At 50.7% G+C, this 26943-nt stretch carries 14 protein-coding genes; 9 read left to right on the forward strand and 5 right to left on the reverse strand.

All coding sequences use genetic code 11. The features are described from left to right. Positions 1–52: 52 nt before the first annotated feature. The 5 genes from HUV30_RS10370 to hsdR all read right to left on the reverse strand — a co-directional run bounded on the left by HUV30_RS10370 (position 53) and on the right by hsdR (position 10221). Positions 53–1324: an McrC family protein gene (locus HUV30_RS10370; RefSeq protein WP_174405353.1), complete on the reverse strand. Its 1272-nt coding sequence runs from the start codon at positions 1322–1324 to the stop codon at positions 53–55. Continuing rightward, positions 1321–3366: an McrB family protein gene (locus tag HUV30_RS10375; protein WP_174405354.1), complete on the reverse strand. Its 2046-nt coding sequence runs from the start codon at positions 3364–3366 to the stop codon at positions 1321–1323. Before HUV30_RS10375 ends, HUV30_RS10370 begins: the two co-directional genes overlap by 4 nt. A 35-nt stretch (positions 3367–3401) precedes the next feature. Further along, positions 3402–4928 (reverse strand): restriction endonuclease subunit S, encoded by a 1527-nt coding sequence (locus HUV30_RS10380; RefSeq protein WP_174405355.1) that lies wholly within the window; start codon positions 4926–4928, stop codon positions 3402–3404. Then, positions 4928–6358 carry a type I restriction-modification system subunit M gene (locus HUV30_RS10385; RefSeq protein WP_174405356.1) on the reverse strand — a complete coding sequence of 477 codons (1431 nt, stop codon included), beginning with the start codon at positions 6356–6358 and terminating at the stop codon, positions 4928–4930. Before HUV30_RS10385 ends, HUV30_RS10380 begins: the two co-directional genes overlap by 1 nt. A 500-nt stretch (positions 6359–6858) precedes the next feature. After that, complete coding sequence (hsdR, locus tag HUV30_RS10390; RefSeq protein WP_174405357.1) at positions 6859–10221, reverse strand: type I restriction-modification system endonuclease; 3363 nt, start codon at positions 10219–10221, stop codon at positions 6859–6861. Positions 10222–10566: 345 nt separating this feature from the next. Here hsdR and HUV30_RS18465 point away from each other — a divergent pair, with 345 nt between their 5' ends. From HUV30_RS18465 to HUV30_RS10430, 9 genes are all read left to right on the forward strand, one after another. After that, complete coding sequence (locus tag HUV30_RS18465; protein ID WP_276512312.1) at positions 10567–10692, forward strand: hypothetical protein; 126 nt, start codon at positions 10567–10569, stop codon at positions 10690–10692. After that, complete coding sequence (locus tag HUV30_RS10395) at positions 10679–11077, forward strand: hypothetical protein (RefSeq protein WP_174405358.1); 399 nt, start codon at positions 10679–10681, stop codon at positions 11075–11077. The genes HUV30_RS18465 and HUV30_RS10395 overlap by 14 nt, the downstream gene beginning before the upstream one ends. After that, the gene (locus HUV30_RS10400) at positions 11077–13611 is read left to right on the forward strand and encodes a DUF3987 domain-containing protein (RefSeq protein ID WP_174405359.1); all 2535 of its coding nucleotides are present in this window, start codon (positions 11077–11079) and stop codon (positions 13609–13611) included. The genes HUV30_RS10395 and HUV30_RS10400 overlap by 1 nt, the downstream gene beginning before the upstream one ends. Positions 13612–13663: 52 nt before the next feature. After that, positions 13664–14101, forward strand: a complete 438-nt coding sequence (locus HUV30_RS10405; protein ID WP_174405360.1) for a terminase small subunit — start codon at positions 13664–13666, stop codon at positions 14099–14101. Between the two features lie 913 nt (positions 14102–15014). Further along, positions 15015–18257, forward strand: coding sequence for an AAA domain-containing protein (locus HUV30_RS10410; protein WP_205245211.1), 3243 nt, complete (start codon positions 15015–15017; stop codon positions 18255–18257). Beyond that, on the forward strand, positions 18254–19747 hold the full coding sequence (locus tag HUV30_RS10415) for a hypothetical protein (protein WP_174405362.1): 1494 nt from the start codon (positions 18254–18256) through the stop codon (positions 19745–19747). The genes HUV30_RS10410 and HUV30_RS10415 overlap by 4 nt, the downstream gene beginning before the upstream one ends. Positions 19748–19829: 82 nt before the next feature. After that, positions 19830–22022, forward strand: a complete 2193-nt coding sequence (locus tag HUV30_RS10420) for a DUF8727 domain-containing protein (RefSeq protein ID WP_174405363.1) — start codon at positions 19830–19832, stop codon at positions 22020–22022. A 3-nt stretch (positions 22023–22025) separates the two neighbouring features. Next, the gene (locus HUV30_RS10425) at positions 22026–23756 is read left to right on the forward strand and encodes a DUF2357 domain-containing protein (RefSeq protein ID WP_174405364.1); all 1731 of its coding nucleotides are present in this window, start codon (positions 22026–22028) and stop codon (positions 23754–23756) included. Between the two features lie 68 nt (positions 23757–23824). Beyond that, on the forward strand, positions 23825–26506 hold the full coding sequence (locus tag HUV30_RS10430) for a hypothetical protein (RefSeq protein ID WP_174405365.1): 2682 nt from the start codon (positions 23825–23827) through the stop codon (positions 26504–26506). The last annotated feature ends 437 nt before the right edge of the window (positions 26507–26943 follow it).

Below are 26943 nucleotides of genomic sequence, written 5' to 3' on the forward strand. Positions count from 1 at the left end.
TCATAAAGGCGTGGCCGTCGGGTGTTGTGGGGAGGATGGTATGTTGAGAATGTTAATCTAGGATGAGTCTTTTATTTTTAATATCGAAAGGCAGTACTCTTAAGGTGTGCTTTTCTTCGAATTCAAAAGAGTCAATCGGGGAAGTGAATTTGTCTGTCCTGGGATAGATAAGAGCCACTTCTTTTTCATCATCTGCTTGGAAGTACTTATGTCCATAGGCAAATATTTGGTAAAGGTCAGCTCTTGATATGCCGTATCGACTAATGTTTGGGTTGATCATTTTCCATTTTGTATCGGCAATGACCCTACTGCCGTTGCGGATTAGTTCAAGGTCTGGTTTTAAAACAAAAAATTTTTTATTCTTATGTCTTTGAACGAGGTGCTCTGAATTGAGTTGTGTTTTCACTTTCCAATCAGATTTACGTAATTGCTCAGCGACATATTCTTCAAATACTTTTTCCATAGGAAAAAGAATTGAAATGCATTCATTTCGTCCTGATTGAGGCAGGGGTGCGTTATTATTGAGTAGGATTCGGCACCAACGCATCACTTCCTCATAGTGGGCAAGATTGCGATCTGCGCGGCAGTGTTGGAAATCAGCGATGTAGTTGGTGGAATGTGGGATGTCGTAAAATGTGAACAGGTGATCTCTACAAAGCTTTTGTGATTGCACTGATTGTGCTAGCTTGGATACCTTTATAAGTGTAGATTTAATTAATCTATTTTCAGGTCTGTTGGGGTTGAATTCATCGTACTGCACATAGTTTCGCTCGCGATGGCCTGCGTTCAAACGGATGTGTTTTTGTAGGGCTAGCTTCCCTTTTATAAAGCTCTGGTTGTCTTCCCTTTCTACATAATCAGATCTGATCCCATAGCGAATCAATTGAGTTATCTGATTGAGAAAGTAACGAATAAAAAACTCAAGAAGCGGAGTCTTACCTTCGTTTAGAAGGGCTGTATCGCTTTTCTTGTATTGGAGATCTTTGAAACAGCTTAGCATTTCAAGAAATGTAAGTCTGGCATCCTTTTCCGGTTCTTCTTTACCTGTTGGATCGTAAATTTTGGGGAGAATTTCAATTATTGTACCTGCAGGAGTCTGGAGAATGCCCGCGTAATTTGTAAATTTCAGTGCCTCTTTTCGACGTATGGACGTTAGCTTGAGAAGACTATCTGCGTCTTCATTCTCCTCGGACAGGACGAGCGTTTTTAGATACGCAAAGTCCGCCTCAGAAACAGTCTTGAAGTTTTCTGCATCGGAACTAATTGGGGGAAGCCCCCCTTGAGCAAAAATGTAGCCATGCTCTTTAATGACTACATGGATCACGCTTCAGACTCCTGATTTACTTGTTTGGGGGTGTAAATTTGGATGTAGGATTCAATCTTATCAAATGCATCTTTGTTGATTTCATATTTGTTAAGATCAAAACCATTTGTTTCAGCATCGCCAAACAGTCTGGTGTTGTCGATCTCGGACTTCGTGATGAACTGGTTCTCTTTTTGTCCTTTTTGATTATCTCCCAAAACAAGCCTAATTTTTTCCCAATCATCGAAGAAGTATTCCTGCAAAAGGGGAATAATTTTTTGCTCGAAAGTCTCTTTCAATGCCTCAATTGAGGGTGAACTCCATTGATTCCCCTTGAAAAAGGCATGTCCTAACGTGTGTTCTCGATCGTATAAAACTTCAATCCTCTCGTTCATGATTGTGAGAAGTTGGGGGAGGTTCACTGTTGAAGAGCCTTCAGTCACAGTTTGCCCCTCAAGACATCCCGGATTTGGCATGATTTCCACGAAAGAAAATCTGCGTCGCAGTGCTGTGTCCATCAGTGCTAGCGATCTATCCGCAGTATTCATTGTGCCGATGATGTGCAGGTTTTTGGGAACAGAGAAGGACTTTTGGGAATAGGGAAGCTTGATTTCAAGTCCATTTGGTTCTGTGATGGTGAAGTCTCGGCGTTTGTCGTCCTCAATAAGTGTTATCAATTCACCAAAAATTTTCGAAATATTCCCTCTGTTTATTTCGTCGATAAAGAGCGCATAGGTATTGCTTGGATCGCTAAGGGCTTTCTTGCAAATTCGTTTGAAAACTCCATCTACTCGTTCGTATTCAAGTTCACTTTGTTGCTCTTCAGGTTCTTGCTGTGATGGATCTTTTAGTACTGGTCTGATTCCCTCGATAAATTCTTCATAGCTGTATGACTGATGGAAGGTAATAAATTCATAGCGTTTTATGATTTGATCGGGTGGTTGTTTGGCTGAGAACATTTTTGCCAATCTAAGCACATCTTCGCATATATCTTTCCAGCCTTCTTGTAACTCCCATACGGAATCGGCTTTCTTGTCAAAGATATATGGAGGTCTACGTTTTGTATATTTTACAGTTTGTGAGTCTTCTACGGTATGCACTTGTAGATTGAGCCAGAGAGTCTGGTTGGGGTTGCGATTATCGCTTATGTTAAGCTTTGCCTTGACGAGTGGGTGTTCCCTGATTTCAGGGACGGTTGCCTTGCCTTTATTGAGGTGGAGTGCTGCTGCAATTATCTTCCACCACGGGAGATCGCCGATGATTTCAGTCGTCCATTGTTCAGGGGTAAGATTACTTGTTTTTGTAGTGTATTGCTCTTTTAGTTGTTGTATGCGGTATGTCTTTCCTGTTCCAGGGGGGCCATAAAAAATGGTGTTGAGGGTGTCGAGCGGGGGCTTGGGTTTAGCGGTGGCTAGGTTCATAGGCTGTGTAACTTTAGTCTCTTGTGATTGGGTTTCAGGGGACTTAATCTGAGTGGAGTAAAGCCACCAGATGAAGGTGTTCAAGATTATTGGATCAGCATTTCGGAAGATGTCGTCGTATTCTATTATCTTCTTCAATAGCTGTGAGTTTTTGTCAGACCAGTCTCCTTTTTTGGTAATGGAAAAGGAGTGCTTTTGATTTAAGTAATCGATGAGGCGATTTACATATCTTACGTTCACAACAGAAGAATATATGCGTGGTGCTGCTGCAGCAAAAACTCGATTGATTGGGGCAAAACGATTTCTTGTAACAACCCCTTGTGCTTTAAAGATATCCCATTTTTTGAGTATTTTTTTGTAACCATTAATACTTGAATCTTTGAAAATATCATTTGTAAAATTGATGATGATATTTTTTAGTTTTTCAAACTCATCTTTTGTGACAAGTCCGTAGTTTCCAATGCCAGATATCCCGTTTGCTCTTTCTGTCCACAGGTACTTAGCAAAATCAATATCGAGTCGTTCTTTTCCTTCGACTATGAGTTGTACTTTGCCACAAGTTCTTCGATAGTGAGTGATCCATTCCTGTCTTGGGTTCTGGGAATAATCGTCAAACAGTTCAATCAGTGTTTTGTTGGACATGTTGATACCTTGATATAGCTCTTGTGACCTGATTGTTATCTTCGCTGGCGACTTTTTGTTGCCTTGTTTCCGTTTGAGGTTTCCCGTTCCGCTTTTATGCGCTCTAGCAGAACGGATGCAGGTTCATCATTCGGATCTTGTGGAACGAGTTCGCCTCGGAAGGCCTTGGCGAGGATAGACTGGTCTAGGTTGTTAAGTGGAGAAGACGTTCCTTCGACTATCTCTAGGAGTTTTTCATGCAGTTCAATTGTACGGGTGAGGATGATTTCGAGTTGCTTCTGTTCTGCAATTGGGGCGAGCGGGATTGGTAAATTTTCAACATCCCTTACTCTGAGGTGCTTTACGCCCATTCCGACTCCAACTCGTTGAGCAAACTCAATGATATGTGGAGCCTGGAGTGCATAAAGGAGGAAGTTCTTGCGTAAGTTGTTATCATCAGCTCGCAATAGCATCATTCGCTGCCCCATACACAACATTACTTCTTCTGGAATCATACCGACTTCACACATAGGGGCTTCGCGAGTGAAAATGATGTCCCCTGGCAGGGGAATGCATCGCCGTGACCAATACTGGTAAGTTGGTTCATCAACGAACATTGTTGCTGACAAGTTGATTTTTCCGTTTCGCACATTTGTAGTGCGGATCAAAGGGATTCCATCTTCCTTATAAGGGGCTGTCTTGTTATGACAATCAACAACAATAGCGCAAGATTCTGATGTGCTTGCCCAACACCACCCCTCAGGCAGCTCTGGCAAGCCTTCTGTATCCACTGGCGCAGGCTCCTCGTACTTCTCTTTCCACTTGTCGTTCTTGGGCTTCACGCCTTTGGCCTGCATCTTGGCAAGCTCGGCTTCTTCCCAGCGGACGCGGCGTTCAGCGCGAATACGCTCAAGGAGTCTGGAAGCAGGCTCCATATTAGGATTCTGCTTGCGCCACTCGGCAGTCAGGTCACCACGAAAGGCAGCCGCAAGCACAGACTGCCGGAACTTTTCCAGCAACGGCTTTACGGTTTCCAGAGCCTCACGAGTGCGGCGGCTTTTGGCTTGCAACGCGTCGATTTTGTCTGCAATGCGCCGTTGCTCGTTGAGGGGCGGGAGGGGCAGCTTGTAGGATTCGAGATAGCTTCTGGGTACTCGTTGCTGGCCCACGGCTCCGGTCATCTGATATTCTGCTTCCTTGCGGAAAGAATGTTGCCGTAAAAAACGATGGAGGAATTCAGGCACTATCCCTTCAGGACGAAAAACAAAAAACTCGGTAGAGCCGCAAGCCATGCCGTTTCGCATTCCAGATGCGACAGCAGATTTTCCGTTTTCCATGCAAGGAGTGATTTTGGCGAACAAAACATCTCCATCGCAGAAGTGGGTGTAGCCCTTACGAACGCTTCCGAGTGTACGGATTTCACTTGCGACTATTTCACCGGTGATGTCAGAAATCGAAGCCATCGGGACAAAAGAAATCTCTGTGTTATCCTCTATGGCTTTCGGATGCTTGGGGTTAAGTTGGCTCACTTGTTCGATCGACGCCCATGCCCATCCATTTGGGATATTGGATGTGTCTGTCATTAGTCGGCCTCACCCTTTTCAAGCATAGCCTTCAGCTCTTCCATCTCCTGCATGGCAATCCCCAATTGCTCCATGATTTCGGCAGCCAACACTTCCGGTTCAGGAAGGTCATCGGCGTAGTCGGCGTTTTCATCACGGAGCCAGGTGATGTCCAGATTGTCATTGCGCTTGGCAACATCTTCGCGAGTGAAGCAGCGGAAACGGCCTTCTTCGCCTTGGTCAACACGCTGGGCGTTGCCGTTGGGGTCGTCACCGTAGCAGGCTTCAAACTCGGCAAAGTGGGCGCGGGTAAGCGGGGTGCGCTTGCCGAAGCTGGGCATGTTGGTTCGCAGATCGTAGAACCATGTAGCCTTGGTGTTGCCCTTGTCGGTTTCCCCTCGCTGGAAGAAGAGCACGTTGGTCTTCACCCCCTGGGCGTAGAAGATGCCTGTGGGCAAGCGAAGGATTGTGTGCAGGTTGCACTTCTCCATCAGGTCGGTGCGGATGCTGCGGCCTGTGTTGTCTTCAAACAGTACGTTATCGGGCAGCACCACTGCCGCACGGCCACCGGGCTTCAGGCCTCGGTAGATGTGCTGCAAAAAGGCAAGCTGGCGGTTGTTGGTGGGGTAGGTGAAGTCATCTCGGCGGGTATGGCCTCCGCCTGTTGCAGTGCCGAAGGGCGGGTTGGTGAGGATAAGGTCTGCTTTCGCCATGGATGCGCCCTGCGGGCCGAGCGTGTCACCGTGGAAAACGGGCGTTTCCACGCCATGCAGCATGAGGTTCATCAGGCAGAGACGATGCACGTCCTGCACCAGTTCAATACCCTGGAAGGCTTCGCGGCGCTGGAAGTTCTGCTCATGCTCTTTCAGGGTGAAGAGGTCGTCCGTGCGCTCCTTGATGTACCTGTCAGCATTGATCAGGAACCCCCCCGTACCTACTGCCGGGTCTTGGATGATTTCGCCGGGCTTCGGCTGCATCAGGTCCACCATGGATTCAATCAGTCGTCGGGGTGTGAAGTACTGTCCAGCCCCGCGCTTCGATTCCGTGGCGTTCTTTTCCAGTAGGCCTTCATACAGGTCGCCAAGTCCTTCTTCTCGTGCGCTGTACCAATCCAGTTTGTCGATGGACTCTACAAGCTTCCGCAGGTTTTTTGGCTGCTGGATGAAGCTGGTTGCGTTGGCGAATATATCCTGCACAAGCTTTGAACCGCTGGTGCCAAGGTCAATGAGCATCTTCTTGTAAAAGACAAGCTGCTCAACCCCGTCCTGTTTGACGAGCTTCTTCCAGCGGTATTCTTCCGGAATTTGGTGTTCTGTTTGGGTCTCCTCCGCCATTTTGAGGAAGAGGAGGTAGGTCAGCTCGTTTACGTACTGATGGTAGGTAACGCCGTCACCCCAAAGGGTGTTGCAGAGCTTCCAGAGTTGCTGGACGATGTCGGTGGTAGTGTTCATTTGGTCCTAATTTCCAGACTTCGGCCGCTTTCATAATCGGCGTTGTTTGTAGCAATCATGTCTTTGGTATAATCGAAAGTGAATACACGGCGAAGGTTAAACCATTCATCCGAGGCAATCACTTTTAGCCTGAGGTAATCACCCTCTTGAAGGTCACATCCAAGTCCCTCTGTTGAACGTACAACCCATGCTCCGCTTCTCCCATTGTAACGGGCGCTAAGCATTTCCAGGACTTTTTGTGACCTAATTGGGATAACACGATGGTTAGCAACTGTTTTACCATCTCTAGAAGGTGGGTGAGTTACGTGATAGAGAGCCATCTCTAGGTCGATAAGAGACCGAAATAAGAGTGCATTACGTATTTTGATGGATATGATGCCATTCACGATTGCTAGTGGAGCAGAGTGCATTTGGGGGCGAAAGTACATCTGGCCCGCCCAATAGAGAATCGAGGCAACAAGTCCCGAAATTACTCCAATTAATAGTGATTCCATTTTATTTTACCCGGCATCCCGCCACATGGCTTCGTTAATCTCGCCAAGTACTTCTTCCATCCTGCCATCAAACACCTTGTTCAATCTTGGGAAGCCACCGTTGGCCTGGAATTGCCCGCTGTTGAGGGCTTCGCGATCCACGATGATCTCTTTGCGCATCTGTTCGCCAATTCGATTCAGCCATTGCCGTTGCGGGGCTGTCCACTGACGGCTTGAAAGGATGCGCTTCATTGCCCTGTCCACACGTTCTTCATATGACATGAGCGGTGAGCCAAGGGCTAACTGCCGGATGAAGCCTATGATGGAAGCAGCGATGTCCTGATTCTTAGACTCGCGCCACGCGGTGCGCAGTTTGACCTCAGAATACTGGTGCTCGTCAAGGAGTTGCTTAAGCTCCTTCAACTGCTGGCGGGTGAGTTCGCCAGGGCGTTGCAGAACTACCTTGAGGGCGGCAATCTCGTTTTGATTGTTCAGAATGAATTGCCGGAAGGATTCCAGGTAGTCTTCCGGCTTGTTGGCCGTACCGTAGCCGCGTTCCTCACGCCGGAGTTTATCCTCATGATGGGAGATGAGTTGCTTGCCTCCCATGTCGGATCGGATGCCATCCAGGAACGCACCAAGGCCTTGAGGGCCGAGAAGCATGGCCGTGGTGCTGGAAATATCCTTGCCCCCAAGTTGATCAGCAAAGGCCTGCGGTGCATGCCCTGTGAGCGTCTGGAACTTCTCAAGGGTATCATCCTTAATCAGGCGCTTCTTGCGCTGGAACTTGGCGCGGAACTGGTTGACGATGGTTTGCCGCACGTTATCATCCGTGGTTCCTTCCAATTCGGAAATAAGCTGCTGGAAGGTGACGGATACAGTCTGCACAACAGGTTTCATCTCGGTATAGTCCTGCAAAGCAGAGTACAGGTCTACGGCGTCGAAGATGCGGAACCACTCCTTGCCGATGTCGTCGCACAGGCGTGTTGCTCTGCCCAGCATCTGCTCATACAGAATGCGGCTTCTGACTCTCCGCAGGAAAACAAGGTTGCAAATTTCCGGCACGTCTATGCCTGTGGTCAAGAGGTCAACCGTGACGACGACGTTCGGAAGTCGTTCATTTTTAAAGCAGCGAATGAGCTGCAACGGCTTATCCGAATTGCCCGTTATCTTGATCACAGCATCGTCTTCCACCTCGCCATACTCGGACACAAAGGCCTGCTTGAGCAGATCAACAACCATGTCTGCATGGCTATCCGTAGCGCAGAAGATGAGGGTCTTTCCATCCAGTGTCGGGTCTAGGTGCTTTGCAAGCTGGCCGCAGACAACCTTGTTGAACGGTTCTGTGATGACGCGTTTGTTGAACTCGTCAATTTCAACGGAGACTTCGTCCTCCAGGTTCCATGTATCCACTTCGCCGCTGTGTGCGTCGAAAATGTCTATGTCCTGCCCGGCCTTCCATGTGATGCCATCTTCAGCCAGTTCAGTAACGATACGAATGGGCGGTTCATGATCCACAAGGTAGCCGTCAATGACAGCCTGGCGGTAGGAGTACGTGTACACAGGTTTGCCAAAGAGGTCGGTCGTGTGCAGCGCAGGTGTGGCCGTGAGGCCGATACGGACAGCATCAAAATGGTCAAGGACGCGGCTGTATTTGGAAATGTAGTCGCTTTCGCTGCGGAAGGTGAGTTCCGTGTCGCTCATATCCTTGTCGAGGTTGTAGCCCCGATGGCATTCGTCCACGATGATGCAGTCATACTGGTCAACGGGCAAGGGAGTGTCACCGTCCGCAGGGAAGAGCAGACGCTTAACCATCCCCTGGATGGTGGCAATTTGGAGTCGCGTATCCTTGTCCGGCTTTACGTCTCCGATTTCCTTCACGTCGTATATTTCGTTGAAGGTCTGGTGGCTCTCAAGCCGGAAGTCCTTGAATGCGTCTGCGGTCTGTTCGCCCAGTGATGTTCTGTCGACCAGAAAGAGCACGCGACGGAATCTCTTTGCTTTGCAGAATCGGTACACCAGGCCGATACAGGTTCGGGTTTTCCCTGTGCCTGTTGCCATGGCCGTGAGTATGTTCCGTTTTCCTTCGGCAATGGCAGCTTCAACTGCCCGGATGGCATCGTGCTGGTAATAGCGAAGATCCAGATAGTCTGAGGAGTTCGTTTCCAGGGTTGCATCGGCAGCGGGGATGTCCTGCCCAAGCAGTTCCATGAGGCCTTCCGGCGTTGGCCAGCCTACAAGAGGGCGAGAGATGTTGGTTGTAACTCGTGCATCCCTGAACCATATGCCGCTTTTGGTACGGAGCTGTTTGAGGAAAGGGCGGCCATTGGCGGAAAACAGGAAGGGAAGGGCATGCCCGTCCCATGCGCTGCCTTCCGGGAGGGTTTCTTCTCCTCGCACGGTGTAGCCTTTGCTGTAGCGTTGTGCCTGCTTCAGGGCTGACGAAACATCCTTGTTCCGGCGTTTGGCTTCGACAGTGGCTACAGGTGTAAGGCCGACAAAAAGTATGTAGTCCGCTGGGCCGGATTTGGTTGGCCATTCGGCAATGGCGAGGTTCTTTCCCTTTTGGGGGCGAACTCCGGCCTTGTATGTGAGGTGGGTTGAGTCGGCTTCCCATCCGGCATCACGGAGTTGTGCATCGATGATCTTCCGGGTGTCGGCTTCGTCCAAGTCAACAGAAGCTTCGCCAACCTGGTTCAGGGCTTGCTTTGTGCTGTCGATTTCGGTCTTGGATTTCTTGGTTGCCTGAATGCGAAGCTCTTCAACGCGAAGGGCAAACGAGCGCTTTGCTTCGTCCTGCTGTTGCTTGCCTTCCTGAAGCAGAGACTCTTTCTCAGCAAGGTGCAGGTATGCTACTTCCGCCTTTTTGAGGGCGGCCTGTTGTGCCTCTTCCGTTTCGGCAAGCTTCTGCTTGAGTCGTTCCAGTTCGGCTGCAAGAGCAGCATCAGCCTGAGTCGGCTTTGGGGGAGGAAGGAAGGGGCCAGGTTCAAACTCCTTATCCTTCCCGAAAACCTTATGGAACCAAGTTGCAAGAATCCTGGAAAAACGAAGGGCATCCAACGCATTCTGTTCTTCGCCTTCGAGGCCATGAACGGCGATGTTGCCAGCTTTTCTGAGGATGTGGAAAATCTGGTTTATCTTTGGGCTGAGGACGCCTTCGTCATCCAGCTTGCGAAGTACCTTTACGGCGGTGTCTTCCTCGTAAATGGCTATGCCGGAACGGGCGGCAATTTGCTGGGCGAGCAACTCGCTGAAGAGCCGGATTTTGAAGAGTGCGGCGTTGGCATCGCTAAAGACAAGGCGCTCTGCTTGTGCAGCACACTTCAGGAGCAGTTCGTCGTGTTCAGCAAGAAACCAGAAATTAGGCGATGCTATGGCGAGGGTATCCATGGTGTCGTTCTCTTATGTTTAGGCATCGATTCGTACTTAGGCACTACACGAAGAGGCCGAATTCGTGAAGAGTTAGACAGTTTTTTAAAAAAATTACCCCCCATTTGAGACTCAAACCTAGGGTTTGAGACCTACCCCCTAGCTTCCAGAATTTTTTGATCTGGTTACGTTTGCTGAAACTAAATTGAAGGAGATGTAGTCATGTCGATTACACAAGAATTTAATGCAAATGTAGCCGGAGTCAGCCTTGCGGATAGCCTAGAGCCGCATCTCCCCCCTGTGCTGTGGCGACATAAGTGGAATGAGTATCGAGCCCAGCTAGAGCTCCCCTTTACCAGAGGGCATATGCAGAACCTGGACTCGCAGAAGCGCGGTCCCAAGTCCGCTTTGCTCGGTGGAAAGATTTTTTATCGTAAGAACGACCTGCTTGAATGGATAGCTAAGGAGGGCTGGAACAATGGCTGCAATTAATCTCGATGGCTGCATCATAATTTCATCTCCAGACATCATAGAGAAATTTATGAAAAACCCTGAGAACGCTTGGAAGAGATCAGAGTTCAGAGAGATCGTTAATGCTCTGGCAGAGTATATGGAAATGCCGAGAGGTGATCTCTTCGTTGATGGGGTCCCGCATAGTTTTTACGCGGAAGAGGAGGGGGGATTTTATGCTGCATACATACTCTCACCCTTGAATCCATATTGCATGGCTATGTCCGACCTTACGCTGGGGAGGACGATAAGCTTTCAAACCCCGAAGGATTGGTTGCGAGCGGCGGATAATGGAACAATAGAGCCGCAAGGTATACGGGCTGCAATTAAGACCTATTTCAACTCGTTCGAAAGGGAGGTGCGCTAATGATTGCTCGTAACCGTGAATCATCTAACTACTTCGATTTCAGGAACGCTGCTCCATACTACGATGCTAATATGCGTGCAGGTTTCCATGAAGATTGGACTCTTGAAGATGCAAGGAGGCAACTGCATGCGAAGATACACGCTCTTGGACTTGAGTGTCCCGAGATTGTCGCTGACGGAGAATTCCATCGTTGCGATATCCAGAGTGATCTTTCAGGCATGAACGATGGATCATACTGGCTATCTCCCGAATTTCCGTATTGCGGCTATGCGAAAAATTGGAAGAGTGGGGAGGAGGAGAAAGTCAGCCCCGCCGAAGATGTTATGTCTACGTTTTCATCTAAACAGCGTGAGGCGTTTGAGAAGGAGCAAACCCACTTTAAGAAGCTTCAGGTTGTTGAGCTGGCAAAGCGAGCCGAGACGATGGCTGAACGTGCTTTGTCTATTATGCAGGAGTGTGTTCCAGCTCGACCAGATCATCCATACTTATTGCGTAAACGTGTGAAGGCTTATGGTCTGTATCAAGACAAGGGGGGGCGGCTCGTCATTCCTCTTGTTGATACGTCTGGAAAGATATGGGGATGGCAAACTATTGAGGGAGTCACTAACACCGGGCATCCAGAGAAGCGGTGTCATGGCAGTAAGAAAGGCCATTATTTCGGCATTGGTTTGCCAGATGGCAATGAACCTCCTCGCGTGCTTTATATAGCGGAAGGATACGCGACGGCGGCATCAATTCATGAGGCCACGGGAAGCCCGATAGTGATGGCCGTTGATGCTGGAAACTTGATGAGTGTTGGCAGAGCACTTCGTGAAAAGTACCCGGATGCATTTTGTGTGTTTTGTGCAGACAATGATGCATGGACTGAAGGAAATCCGGGAAGGGCATATGCTCAGAAAGCCGCTCATGAGATACGAGGAACTGTTTGTTTGCCAGAGTTTGAGGATACCTCCTTACGGCCTACGGATTTTAATGACCTTCATATGCTGCAAGGGCTTAGCGCTGTTAGAATGCAAATCCAACAGTCTGTTGTGGAGGCGATCAGCGCCGGAACAGTGCAACCGATCCCTATTGATGCTCCGCAACCCCTACCTATAACAAGTGAAATGCTACCAGCCGTATTGTGGTCATGGGTTGAGGAATGCGCAAAATCCGTTCAGGTGCCTTTGGAGCTTGTAGTTGCAAACACCCTTGGAGCCTTGTCTGCGGCTGTGTTCGGTCGGTGTTTTGTACGTTTGGGTCAGGACTATGTTGAGCCTCTTTGCTTATTTATTATGGCTCCTCTTCCGCCTGGAGAGCGAAAAAGTAGCGTAACTAAGCTTTGTAAGGCCCCCCTCGTTGTATGGGAAAGGGAGAAGCAAAGAGAAGAAGCTTTTGAAGTAAGAAAAAATAGGAGAAGAGTCGAAGCTATAAATGGGCAAATTAAAGAAATTGAAAAGGAAATGCGCAACGCAGATTTAGTAGATATGGATGAGTATTTAGAAAGAATCGAGCGCTTAGAGCGAGATAAACCAAAGAAGTTGACGACATTCAGACTGTTTGCAGATGACGTCACTGCTGAGGGACTGGCGTTGCTGATGTCACAGAATCATGAGCAATGTGCAATCATTGAAGCTGAGGGTGGATTCCTTGAAACCATCGGTGGAAGGTATAGCGCTGGTGTAGCGAATCTCGACCTCGTTCTGAAGGCATATAACAAGGAGTCTGTTAACGTTGATAGGAGGGGAAGTGATTCATTAAAACTTGAAAGCCCCGCCCTAACGATGTGTATCTCGCCACAAATATTCGCGCTTAGGGGGCTGGCAGCCAAGCCCGACTTCAGGTCGAGAGGGGTTGTAGGTCGTTTCATATTTCTTATGGGAAAGTCGACCCTAGGTACACGAACCCCCTATAATGAAGATATTCCACTATCAATAGTTCAGCAATATTGGGCATTAGTATGTCGCCAAGCAGAGGACATGTATGCGCTGGTTAAGGCGGGAAAGGAAATCGAACTCACGTGTTCCAAGCAGGGAATGGAGGAGCTCAACGCCTTCAGAGCAGAGGTGGAAGTGCGCATGGGGCCAGAAGGAGACTTGCATCATATGACAGACTGGGCAGGTAAAATTCCAGGCACTGTTGTTCGCATTGCAGGGCTATACCACCTTATTGAGCGCCTTTCTAATGATCAGAGGGAGATTCAGGAGAATTCTGTGCGTATGGCCTGCCAGTTTGGACGAGTTCTCATTGGGCATGCTAAAGTGGCTCTCTCCGTGATGGAGGGGGATGAAAGGGGCAGCTCGTCGCAATTTATGCTCGAGAAAATTCGTCAAATGGGGATACGTGAAGTATCCTTGCGAGACATATTCATTGCCTGCCGTTCAAGGTTTGCCAAGATGGGAAAATGTCGTGAGATTGTAGGATTTCTTGAAGAGCATGGATATCTGGCAAAGACAACTCCATCTTTGCGGGGAGTAGGGCGAAAAAGTGAGCTTTATGTGGTTCATCCGAGTGTATTTATCGCCAACTCCTGTTCGCAAAACACACAAAATTAGGCTTTTGTTCTATTTTGTGCGTTTTGCGCAGGGAAACTAGGAGGAGAATATTATGGCAAAAGAGTTGGCGGAACTTACGACTCAACAAGTTTTTTTTGTCGAGCTCTTTGTGAATGGAGAAACGGGTGTGGCTGGTAATGCGACAAAAGCTGCGTTGCTTGCGGGCTACTCGGAGAAAACTGCGCGCGTGATTGGACAGCAACTGCTTGCCAAACGTCATGTTGCACTTGCTGTACGAGAAGCTAATATCAGGGCTTTGAAGTCGCATGCCTCACTTGCCATATCAACTCTGGCAGCCATCGTCAGTGATGAGAGAGCTAAGCATAGGGATCGGCTTGAAGCAGCTAAGGCTTTGCTGGATCGCGGCGGATATCAGGCTGGCGAAGTGGATGCTGGCGGCGATACTCCTTTGAGTGAAATGACCATTGAAGAGTTGGCAGCTATTGTTCTGAAAAAGAACTCCATAGATGTTACTCCATCAGGCGCATAGTAGCCCTCAAGGCCTTTTGCCTACAAGGATGCCCTTCTGTAATCCAGAGGGGCATTTTTTTATGGGTTGGGGCTGCTGGGCTAGATTCTAGTATGGAGATAATAGTACCCAGAAAATGAATTATGGCGACGTATCCTAAGTCTGATTGTTATGGTTGGAGAGATTGCGGATGAGTGTGCGCCCCTCTGGTCTGACTGTCAGAGTTAAATTGTTAATTATTAGAAGGTGGCAGTATCGAAGGTGAGTAAGCCCAAAAGAGGATGGACGGACTGCTCTGGCGTGTCCGGCAAGCCACGCCTGACACGTAGGAATGGACTTCGTCCTGCTCTGTGTATTGAGATTGTATATAGTCTTGATAGGATGGAGAGATGGGCAGGGCTTAGCCCTCTCGTACCCGAGGACCTGAGGCGGAAGCTAAGTTCCTTTAAGGGAGGCTGGGAGAGGGGATAGCTGTTACAGCGTTCATATCGCACGGCACAGGTTTGGTCCTTTTGGTCCATTTTGAGTTGGGTATTCAGCTCCGCACCAACTGTGCGAAAAGAATATAAGATTTCGTGATTGTAAAATTTTATTAAATATCAGTATCTTGCGTTTTTGTGGCGTGGTTTCAACCTGGAGTATTATTCAGATTAGGAAGGATATTTCTGTTTTCATATACCTGGAAACGCGTTATATGCCGTTCACTTATTATTTGAAGTGAGCGGAAATAGTGAACCCAACGCAACACATTGCAACCTTAATCATTAATGAGCTTGAAAGTGCGGGGCGGCCCCTTCGACTACGGGAGCTATCTACGGCTGTTCGGCGTAAGGTGTCCGTTCCGGATCATCAGATGTTGCGCCAGCTCCGGGAGCTTATGCGGCAGGGGCGAACCGAGTGCGTGCATGGAGCCTGGAGGTCCACGAGCGTTGGAGTGCAACAAGCTCCAACCATGCTGCCCCGCGTCTCCAGTCATACCCACACGCACATCTGGACGGATAAAACATGGCCTTTTGCCGATGGAGATGAAAGGGCACCGAAAGCGTCCTTAGACGGCGAGGGGAGGTGGGACCTTTTCCGGAAGCTCGTCGGGTACTACATGCAGTGCGTTCGTAATGAGGAGGGGGCAGACGCATGCGCCTTTCTTAACCAGCTCAACTCAACCTTCCTCTTTCTACGCCGGACTGGATTCTGGCAGCCTCGGCCTGGTGCCACCTGGCAAGTCACCATTCCGCTAGGACAACACTTAGCTGACTTCACGGCCAGACTCTCTGGTGCCGAGGATGACACCCCCCTTGTTCTCGGATACCCAATAAATGCCACCTTCAAAGAGGGGGCGGACGGCATCAACGTCAGCGCTTTGCGTCCGGTATTCTTTTATCCTCTCCAAGCAGAAGTAGTGGCTCAGGGCCTCCGCCTGACCATCGAAGACCCTGTACCTGAGGTGAACCTTGGCTGGCTGGAGTACGCCTTTTCCCGCAAGCCAGAGCGCCAACGCAATTTTCTCTCGGCCTGCGGCTTCATGCGTGCCCGGATGGCGGAAGACGGTACCCCCGGCCGAGAGCGGGCAGAATTGGCTCCGGGCCTGGACACTCTGACTGCAGCCTTATCCTCTTTCCTGCCGTCTAGAATGCGCCAACGACTTGATCTGGCCGACATCCCTGATACTCCGTTGAAAGAACCCTTTGACAACGGCATCTATAATCGGGCTGTGATCATGTTCGCCAAGCGCACCCGCTTCAACAAGCGCCTGCTACAAGAGCTGTCCATCATATCCAAGGCCCCGGACGACGTGCTGGACAGCACTGCCCTAGCCCCGCTCTTCGCTGGGCAGCCTTCTCAGGTTAAATCGACAACTGAAGGTACATCTTGGAAAAATTCTCCTGTGGAAGGAGTGGCGGCGGACGTTTTTCCATTCAATGCATCCCAGCGTCAGGCTGTGGCATCTTTACTCCGGCACGACGTCTCCGTAATCACTGGCCCACCTGGCACAGGCAAGAGCCAAGTGGTGGCCGGAACAGCCGCCAACGCTCGTTTCCTGGACCAGTCGGTACTCATCTCCAGTCGCAACCACAAAGCCATCGACGCAGTGGTCCACCGCCTGACCGATGCATCGGGCCAGCCTATGGTGCTGCGTACCAACTCCAAGGAAGACCCCGGCTTGCGGGTCACCTTTTCCACAGTTATCAAGGCGATGCTTACCAGCCAAACGGATCCAGAAGCCCAAGAACGGGTGCAACGGGCACGGGAGGACCTTTTTACCCGACTGGAGGAGCGCGGGCGGGAATCGGCCTTGGCAGCCGAGGTACTAGGGATTTCCGCCGAATTGGGCCAAGTAGAGAACCGACTGTCTTACCTTCAAAGTGAATTGCCCGACGGCTTGTCCCCGGCTCTGGACCAATTCCACCAGGCTTTTCCGACTCTCCTTGTCCGACATGCGTCCAAGTTCGCGCAATCAGGAAAAGCCTCTTGGTCGGAGTTCAGATTCATTATTCTGTACCTACGTTTGCGAAACAGTCTCAAACCTTTCCCTGGGACTCCAACCCTCCCCTTATGGCCCGATCTTCAAGCCCGGACACTGCTCTCTGATGTCATGGGGACAATCCTCAAGGCCGCCGAGTATTCCGAACTACGCGCCAGAGCTAACGAACTGGAAACCCGCGCGGCCCAGCTACCTCCGCTTGAGAAACTCACTGAAAGGGTGGCCCGCGTTGGCAGCCGCATGGAGAGCATTCTGCAAGACCTGCTCACTCTGGACTTAAAGCACCGCGCAGGACTTCGAGATGAGGCGTCGCGATCCAAGCTGGCAGGACTGCGCGCAGCCCTGAACAGCATCCATACCGGACTTTCTGATGGACGACTGGATCGCCAAGCCGCTAAAGAGATAAGCAACCTAGGTTGCGAGGTCCTCCACGCCTTTCCGGTCTGGGCCGTGACGAACCTATCCGTGGGATCGCGCATCCCTTTTTGTCCAGGGCTCTTTGACCTAGCCCTGATTGATGAAGCCAGTCAGTCCGACATACCCTCGGCCATCCCCATCCTCTTCCGCGCTCGTCGGGTGGGTGTCATCGGCGACCCTCTCCAACTCACCCACACAAGCCGCCTCAGCCCGGCCAAGGACACACTCATGCGGCGCAGCCTCGGCTTGGAACACTTGGAGGAGCAGCGCTTCGCATATACCGAGAGTTCCTTGTATGATCTGTGCGCCGGGGTCCACATGGTGAGACCAATCTTTCTGGATACCACTTATCGCAGTACCGAGGACATCGCTGGATACTCCAGCCAACTTTTCTATAATGGTGGCCTACGGGTAGGGACCGACTCTGGCCGACTCAACCCTCCTCAAGGTGTACAGCCCGGCATCCACTGGAGCGAGGTTGACGGAGAGGTTAAAAGCTCAAGCGGCAGTGGCTGCCACTGTCCGGCCGAGGTCGAAGAAATCGTACGTCAAGTGGGCGAGCTTCTTAGGGATGGGCAGTTTCGAGGCACCTTGGGCATCGTTACCCCATTTCGCCAGCAGGCAAACCGTATCCAGGACGCACTTTTTGAATCGGGCATTGACTACCAACGGCTGCTTGGATCCCAAGCTCATGTAGATACAGCCCACGGCTTCCAAGGGGACGAGCGGGACGTAATCTTCTTCAGCCTGTGCGCCGGTCCGGACATGCCACGTGGTTCTCGCCACTTTCTGCGGGAGACGGGCAACCTCTTCAACGTGGCAGTGAGCCGGGCACGTGCCGTGCTGCATGTGGTGGGCAACCGCGCCTGGGCCGCCCACTGCGGTATCCCTCATGTAGAGCGTTTGGCTTGTCCCAAGGACTGTCGCCCCGCACCTCCACCTAAAACCCCATGGCATCCCCACGAGTCTCCCTATGAAAAAATGTTGTTCAAAGCGCTAGAGGAAGCGGGACTGGAGCCCAAACCCCAGTATCCCGTCCGCTTTCGACGGCTGGACATGGCATTGATTCGATCGGGTGAAAACGGATTGAAATTGGATATCGAGGTGGACGGAGACTGCCACCGTAATGCCGATGGCTCCCGCAAGTTGGACGACATGTGGCGAGACATCGAATTGCAAGCTATGGGCTGGAAGGTGGCCCGGTTCTGGACTTACCAACTGCGCGAGGACCTCCCCGGCAGCGTGGCAAAAATAATGAAAATTTGGGAGCAGGCATGAGCGAGATGACCCCCACCACTGATGCTACGGTCGAGCCGGGCAAGGCGTCCCCGTTTCCGAAACCTGCAGCACTGGACAAAGCATTTCCGCCCATTTGGGTCATGGCGGTGCTGATCTTTTTCACCTCTCTGCTTATCCTCGCCATGGGCTGGAAAATCATGGGACTAGAGGAGGAGCGGTTGCAATTGGCCGTGGCCACGGAAACGCTACGCAAAGACCGAGAGACTCTTGAGGGCGACATTACCCGATATGCCCAGATCCGTGAGGAGCTCCCAACACTGGAAGACCGCCATTCGTCCTTGTCGCGAGAGGTCGCGGCCCTTGGGACGGAGAAGGAGGCCCTGGAAATCCGGCTAAAAACGGCATCCGAGGAATTGGATTCGGCCCAAAAAAGACGCCAAACGGCCCATGAAGAGATGCGAGTAGCCGTTGACTCCAAGGAGACAGCCCAAAACGTTTACAGGGAGCTGACGGACAAGGCCAAAGTGTTAGAAAAGAGCGTTGCGGGCCTGTCCAATAAAGATAATGCACTCAAGGAACGGGTAGCGAAATACGAGGAACAACAGGTAGCGCTGGAGAGTAACGTTGCCGGACTAGATAGGCAAAGAAACGAACTTCAGACCAAGGTAGCCGAGTTGAAAAGCCTTATCGACGGTAAGACTCTGGCTTTACAACAACTCCAGCAAGACGAAAAGGCCTATGGAAGCCTAGCTGATAAATTCCAGAAAATTCTCAGTGAGTTGCAAGCAGCAGGACAAGATGCATCTCGAACTGTTGGCAATCTGAAAGGCGAAGCCGACAAACTTACGGCTTCGGCTGACAGGGCCGACGAGCAATCCCGTAAGCTGGCCAAGGTCACCGAGGATATGGAACGCCAGGGAGCTAGTCTGGAGCGGGAAGCGAGCACCCTCAAGTCATCCGTAGAGCAGGTAGCCAGCCAGACGAAGTCTCTAGATGGCACATCCAAGGTGCTTACCTCCTCAGCCGATCTAGCTAAGGGGGCTGTGGAGGATGTCAGGAGTAAAGCCTCACAGGCTATCAACAACCTGAGCACGGAGGTCGGCAACGTTCGCAGCGTCGTAGCGGATCTGGAGCAGGAGAAAACACACCTGCAGCAGGCGACTTCTGGTCTGGAAGGCAGCGCAGCTCCTCTTGGAAAACAAATCGAACGGCTATTGGGCCAGGCGGACCAAGCCAAGTCTACAGTTTCCAACCTAGAGAGCACGACCAAGAATATCAATGGGGAATACCAAACCCTGCGAAAGTCCAACCAGGACCTTTCCACTCAGGTGACTCAGCTTAATCAAAGCCTGATGCAAGTGATCCGGGCGGCACAGCCCCTGACTGACAAGGCAGCTGCTATGGAATCCCTGAACACTCAGGTGAGTCGCCTTGGCACCTTGCTCAATGACTTGGCAGCGCTAAAACAGCACCTGGACGCCCAGGCACGTTCTCTGGAAGGCCAATCCCCCGTGCCCCCAACCCCATAGGAAACACGCAATCTCGGAAACAGCCCACAGGCAGTCAAGGCTTAAAATCAATAGTTTACCTCAATAGTTCGGAGACAGCATTATGCAAGGCTCATCCACCTTTTTCCCCGCCACCCTCTGGCTTCTGGCCGCAGCACTGACTGTGACTGTGCTCTTGATTTTCTTTTTTATGAGTTTTTACTGGCGAAGAAGGCAGAATGCCTTTCTGCAGGACAGTAGTGAAGTCGCCGATCTGGCCGCCAGCAAGCAGCAGTATGAAGCCGATAACAAGGCCCTACTGGAGTGGCAATATCGGCAAAAAGACGAACTTTTGCGCATGACCGCCGAAAGAGAGGAGCAGGAGCGCATCAGAGCCGAGCTGACCGATCTGGAGCAACGCTGCCTCGCCAAGGACCAGGAAAATGGAGCCCTGCGAAGGGAAGTGGGCGAGTTGGAGAACCAAAAGCTCATGGCCTCCCAAACCTTGGAGCAGCTCAAGAGAGATATTGGCTCCATTGAAGACAACAGAACCGAAGCACTAACCTTGAAACGTGAAATCGAGGATATGGAGAAGCGGCTGGAAGAAGGGCGTGAAATCCTGTCAAAATTGCCGGAATTAGAGCTTCGGTTGCAGGCTTTGAGCCGTGAGAAAATCGCGATTGAAGAACGTATTCACAAACTGCAAGAAGACTCCCGCGAGCTCCAACATGTCGAGAAGGAAATGGAAGAGCTAAAGGAGGGCAGAAAAGAAAGGGCCCAGCTTAGCGTTCTCGTGGATTCTCTCCGCTCTGAGCAAAGCGCACTTGAAAAGGATATCCGACGGCTTGAGGAGGAGACGAAAGAGCAGGAGCGCAAGCTGGAGGCGTTGAAAGGCGATGTGGTGAATGAAGCCAAAGCTGCTGAGGCCAATAAACGGGCTGCCGATGACGCTCGGAAATTGCTCGAAGATGTCATCAGCCGCCGCGACGATGCCGAAACGGCGGTCCGGTCGCTGGAGGCACGAAAAGCAGTGTTGGAAGACCACATTGGTGAACTTTCCGGGCAGGGGGACGATAAATCCGAACCCCAAAACGACTTGCGCTACGCAGACCTCCTCAAACGTAGCGCCGACTGCCTCCGCCAAGACGAATTTAACCCGAAGCCACGTGCTGTGGATGAATACGATGCTCTCGAGCAGTTCAAGGAAGACCTGCGTCAACGCGACCTTCACTTCCCTTCCCGTACCATCGACGCTTTCCACACGTCCCTCAAGTGCCAGAGTATAAATCCCCTGACGGTGCTAGCTGGCGTCTCTGGGACTGGCAAGACCCTTTTGCCTATGAAATACGCCGAGCTCATGGGTATGCATTCTCTGGTTCTACCAGTCCAGCCCCGCTGGGATTCGCCTCAAGACCTCTTCGGCTTCTACAACTACCTAGAGAAAGAGTACAAAGCCACAGAGCTCTCCCGCGCGTTGGTGCGCATGGACCCCTACAACTACTCTGACGGGCAACAGCAAGACGGTTATATCTGGCCCCAAAAACGTCTACTCATGGTTCTTTTGGACGAAATGAACCTGGCACGTACCGAGTACTACTTTAGCGAATTTCTCTCCAAACTTGAGTTGCGACGACTCGTGGAGAACCCCCAAAAGGCTGCTCACCGTGAAAAAGCTGAGGTGGAATTAGACACCGGCCCTGGCCTCAAGAAGAGCTATCGAATTTGGGTACCGGAAAATGTCTTGTTCGTGGGCACTATGAACGAGGATGAGACCACGCAGACCCTTTCGGACAAGGTTCTTGACCGATCCAATGTTCTGCGGTTCGGAAAGCCAGATAAACGGCAAAATGGGTATAAGATTCCTGAGAAGAATCAGCAGCAACGTCAAGTTCTCACTTATGATCAGTGGAATCAGTGGCTTCATACTCCAACTACGCACAGCGCATGGCAAGAGCAGACCGATAGCTGGATCAGTAGAATTAACAATGGCCTGAACATGGTAGGCAGACCGTTTGGTTTCCGGGTTGAAGATGCAATTCGGTTGTATATTGCGAACTATCCCGGAGTAGATACTGAAGATCGGTTCAAATTGGCCTTCGCCGACCAAGTGGAACAGAAGATAATTCCCAAGTTGCGAGGCTTGGACATGAATGACAGCAATTTGAACACAAACCAGTGTGTTAGTGAACTCGCTAATATAATAGATGAACTTGGCGACAGACCTCTTTCTGAAGCTTTTAGGGATGCGACAAGCGAAAGCAATAGCATGGGCATGTTCACTTGGCGTGGGGTGACACGGTCCCTGGACCAGAGATAAACTATGAACGGTGTCGTCGCTGTCCAACTGCACTTATGGCCGTGGTCCGTGGGAAACCGGGATGAAACGGTCGATCTTATCAACGGAGAAGTGAATGCTCGATTTTATGGTAGCCCTGTACTCTCCGTGACCCGTGGGGCGGAGGTCTTGCTAGCCAAACGGTATGAGAGGTTTATCCCGTTTGGGCCGGAGTACGCTTCGACTTCTGGACCTTGCCAACTATATCAGACACCCCATGGGGTGATCGCACAAAAGTACGGTTTACCGAAGTCGTCGCAAAGCAAAATTGCGCCGATACTGGCTGTAGTGCCAGAAGGTCGCAAGTCTGAACAAATTACCCTACGCATGGATGGGGCAGCATCGAGCCTACAAGAGAGAGAGGAAACACAGGGCGAAAGCCAACTGTACAATGCTGTTCTGGCTTGGTCCAACTACTTTGACGAGTGTATCCGTGAATCATCGGGCTCTAAGCGCCAAGGCAAGCTCCCATGGTCCAATATACTCGTCTATCTCAAGACTATCGCCCTACAGGACGAAGAACCGCGCATGGCGCTCATTGTGCATATCGCTGAACGCATGCGCAGGCAGTTGCCCCAGATTGTTCATGCAGCCCGGCGAATCCTGGTACGGGAACGCACCATGATTCCGGCCCCGCGCGTGGCGGAAACCGATGCTGCGTGCCTGCGCTGGTACATCCGCCAGCCCGGCACTACTTCAACCCAAAAGGCGGCTGCCAACCGCCATCGTCTCCTTGCAGTCACTCGCAAAGAATCCCTGGACACGCTAGAAAACATGGTCCTCAAGGATTTTCTTAAACGCTGCACCTTAGAAAGCGCTCGCTACCTCAATTTTGATTGTACAGCAGATCAGCGCACCCAGTCTGAACGTGGTCGTAACGTCAACTCTTTCGGCCACATATGTGCAGACCTTGGACGTCTACCTCAAATGGAGTACATTTCGTCTCCACCCGCCTCGATCCGGCCTAACTATGTCCTGCAAAACGACTACCGTTATAAAAACATCTGGGAGCTCTATCGAAAGCTGTTGCATCGTGAAGATGAGAAGGACCGCCTTTGGGATTGGCAGGCCCACACATGGGCCGACATCGCCCGCATGTTGGTCAGCGCGGCCCTTATTTCCCTCGAAAAAGAATCCGGTGGAGCAGGGGCTTTCCAGCTAACAGAAATCCTTGAGTCTGTTTTGGTTATTTTGCAGGAACAGCGCTTGGGTGCACGCCTTGATCACGGCTCCGAACCCGGCCCGTTCCTGGTCAAGTCAGATGAAAATGGGCAAGGGCAGGGCGTGGTGCTGGAAATAGTGCATCCAACCTTAGCCCATGAACATGAGTCCACAAAGGATCTCGGGCGCATGGGTGGACACCTCTATCTTGTTTTCACCCCCTTGGACGGCTCATCGCAAACTGTCTTGGTGCTCTGGGCTGTGCATACGGCAGGATGCGATCCCTTGAAGCGCCCTAGGTGGGATGCTGTGTCAGAATCTGCCGCCAAGGCGCTGGAAAGGCATAAAATCCTAATCGGTGAAAGGGCTTCCAAGGTGCCAAATCTACGCGCTTTTGTCTTGGCAAGTGATTTGGAGGCCCGTGCCCCCGAGCTCCATTCGTCTCCTCAGGGCACGGTACATCTCATCCAGGTCCCAACCAACCAGATGGCGTGGAATAAAGTTGTAGAATACCTCGCCTTGGTTCTCGAAGAAGTCATGGAGTCTTTAGTATGAGCCGAATCCACGGAGTCAGTGCCTTTGGACTCATGGACTGCGCTGCGGTCACAAACGGAGGGTGCAAAATGAGCGGCTTCTATCTCGCCGATGCAGTACTGCCCCAAAGTTCCCTCGGGCAGATCCGCACCGGAGACGAGGCGGAGTCAGAGCGCATCCATTCGGGACTCCAGTGGCCGCCAGAAGCACGGGTACTCCCGGAAAAGCCTCTGCGCCGTGTGCCTATTCCTGTTGCCTGGTCTCTTTTGGTGGACGCCGGAGACCGCACAGTGCGATGGGAAGGCGGCAGGGGGAATTCCATCCCTCTTGCCTCGATTCTGGCGGCCCATGTCAAAGGTCTGCTGGAGGAAAACGATTTCACATACAGTAACCAGGATCAGGCCGTGGTGGCGATCCCTGACCATCTAGATGAGTACGGACAGGAGGCGTTGCTCCAGGCCTTCGGCAGCAACCGCAGTCAGGTATCCCTGCTCTGGCGGCCCGTTGCCGCGGCCATGACTTGGCTAGATGCGGCAAAACCAACAAATCTGGAGCAAGACGACTTCCTTCTGGTGATCTACCTGGGACCTGATGGTATGGATTTCACCACATTCGGTCTTCGAGAAGAGAAGTGTAACGGGCGGACGTACGTATTACCCGTTCGAAACAGGCCCTCCCGCGCACCGCTTCCACCTGGATGGGAGTGGGCCTGCGCTCTGTCTGCCGAGGCCGACCCCCTATGCAGGGATGATTACGGGGCTTTCTGGCAAACCTTCACCACCTTCCCCGAAGTGTGGGCCGCCATTGCCGGGGCGCCATGGGATAACGAAGATCTGCCACGCCCTTGGTCCACATCCCAAGGCTGGAGGTTGTGGGATCCCGCCCCCGTCCTAAATGAAAAGGTGCTTGATTGCGGCCAGGGGCAGTCGGCAATCCTGCGAAAATTGCTCAAAGGTTCTTGCAAACTGACACCAGCCGACCGCAAGAGTAGTGGTGAAACCTGGGGGGAGCACCTGAAGGCAGAACTTAAGGCGACATTGGCCACGCAACCAGGGCGGCTGCGTGGTGCGATACTGTGCGGACCTATTGCACCTCGGCAGATCCCTCGATGGCTGAATCCAGAGGAATTAGGTCTTCTGCCCGATACTGAACCCCGGCCCGATACGCTCTGGATGGCCAGTGCTTGCGACGATCCCGTGGCTTTAGGAGCACGTCTCTATGGGGAGCGACTGGCTGCCGGACTTCCCACGTATCTTGACACCCTTCCAGGCCTAGCTCTGCTAACTCAAAGGCAAGGGGGACTGGACTGGGTAGATATCGTGGAATCCAGCGAATGTCCGGGAGGGCAACCATATACTCGAAACATTCCGGACCGATTTTTTCTTCCGAAAAAATCTTCCAGCATGCTCGTGTACTTGAAGAAAGAGATGAGATCAAATGAGGAGAAAAAACCAGAAAAACCCGTAAGCAGCTATCGTCCTGAATTTATTTCTCCGATTGAGAGTAGAGTTAAAAGCCTAGGCAGTCTTGAAGAGGTTTTGAATAGTCAGGCATGGGATTTAAACTACTCAGCTCGTAACTATGCTTTATCTTATGCGGAATGGCTTTTTTGGAAACCAGATTTGTCGAAATCACCTTTCCGGCATGGAAGTGTTGAATTTCCTTCCTCTCCAAGTAAGGACGTCCCTCTTACAATCAATGTGGAGATGCGTCCGGCCAGTGGTTTGGCACGTGTGGAGTTCGTGCCGGAAAAGGAAAATGCTCTAAAGGGGCGCTCTGCTGCATTTGATTTTTCACGCATGGCTCCATTGGCAGAAGAGGAATTACCGGAACCACAATTGCGTTGGCCTGAAACTTTGCACTTTGAAACGACACTTGACCCTAAAGCGTTAGACGACCGACGCATCCGCGACTTCATTCAGTTGCCTCAGAACGTAATTGACAAAATATTCATCCGTCACCTGGAGTCTATGAAAGCAGCCATTTGTGCCCCAGCGCAAGACAGTCATAGGAAATTTTCCGCAAAGAGAATAGACGAGAACGGCAATGCTGGGTCTCCGCAAGGATGCGCGATTGTCTCTCAAATTGCCGATCGCATAGAACAACAATCACAACACTTTTTGGCAAGCAAACAAATTTTCATGGAAGATAACACGCGTATCTTTATTGTCCGGTCCTCTTGGCTTTGGGCAGCAACACCGCAAGTTGTCACTGGGTACATTGAAGAATTTATATCAAATCACAAATATCACGATGCAACATGGAACCACATCATAGAATCAGCAAGCAGGTGTTTTACAAAGGAAACCCAGTTCAAGCTCCTTTGCAAAATTATACACAAAAGGTCATCAACTGGTCGTGGAAATTCATTTCCCATACAGTCGATGCGTTCATTGTCAAGAATACTAGTAATCAGAGAACAAGGGTGGCGAGGTCTCGACAGTGATATGGCAAGACATTTTGCTGATCGAGCAGCAGATATCATATGCGATGAGGTTAAATCTAATAACATAAAACAAAAATTCTTTCAGGGGGTCTTCCTTATTCTCGCCTTGCTGCGTTTCAGAGCGACTGACCCATCATTCCTTGATCCTGTAAATCAGTCCTCTGTATTCAGACAAATAGAAGATTGCTTCCGTGAAGGAATAGAAATCGCCCGCAGGCAAGGGAACGCCGAAAAAGTACAATTAATCAAGAAAACAATTGATTTCATGTATTCAAAGGGATGCAAAGGAATTATTAGCCAAGTTGCTTCGCAAGCTGGAGAGTAGCTATATAAATCAGGATGATTCTAATGCTAAACTGTATAGTTTCAATTTTTTAATCTCATAAGTCGTTCGATGTGGAGTTTTACTTTTGACTGTAGACCGTCTTAAGTATCTACTATGATGTATTGCTTGGTTGTTTGGTAGGGCTGTAGATGTCTCTGTGGGTACATGTTTTAGTTCGTTCCATAAATGTTGCCTCGCTTGCTGTGAACAATTTTGGGAATCTCAAGGTGAGGCGTACAAATTGGGCTGTTACGTGAAGGCTGATTATAGTGTTTATGTTTTCTTTGAATTTATACACAACTGTCGATGATGTTTTTTTATGTTCCACTCCTGTGTTTGACTAGTCTGCAATCTACTCTTTCTTTTTCAATCAAGATGTGCCGAACTCCCTGATCCTAAAGAGCGAATTGCCCCTTGCTTTCGTCTTTGCCAAGTGC

The sequence above is a fragment of the Desulfovibrio subterraneus genome, from assembly GCF_013340285.1.
In the GTDB taxonomy this organism is placed as follows: Bacteria; Desulfobacterota; Desulfovibrionia; order Desulfovibrionales; family Desulfovibrionaceae; genus Halodesulfovibrio; species Halodesulfovibrio subterraneus.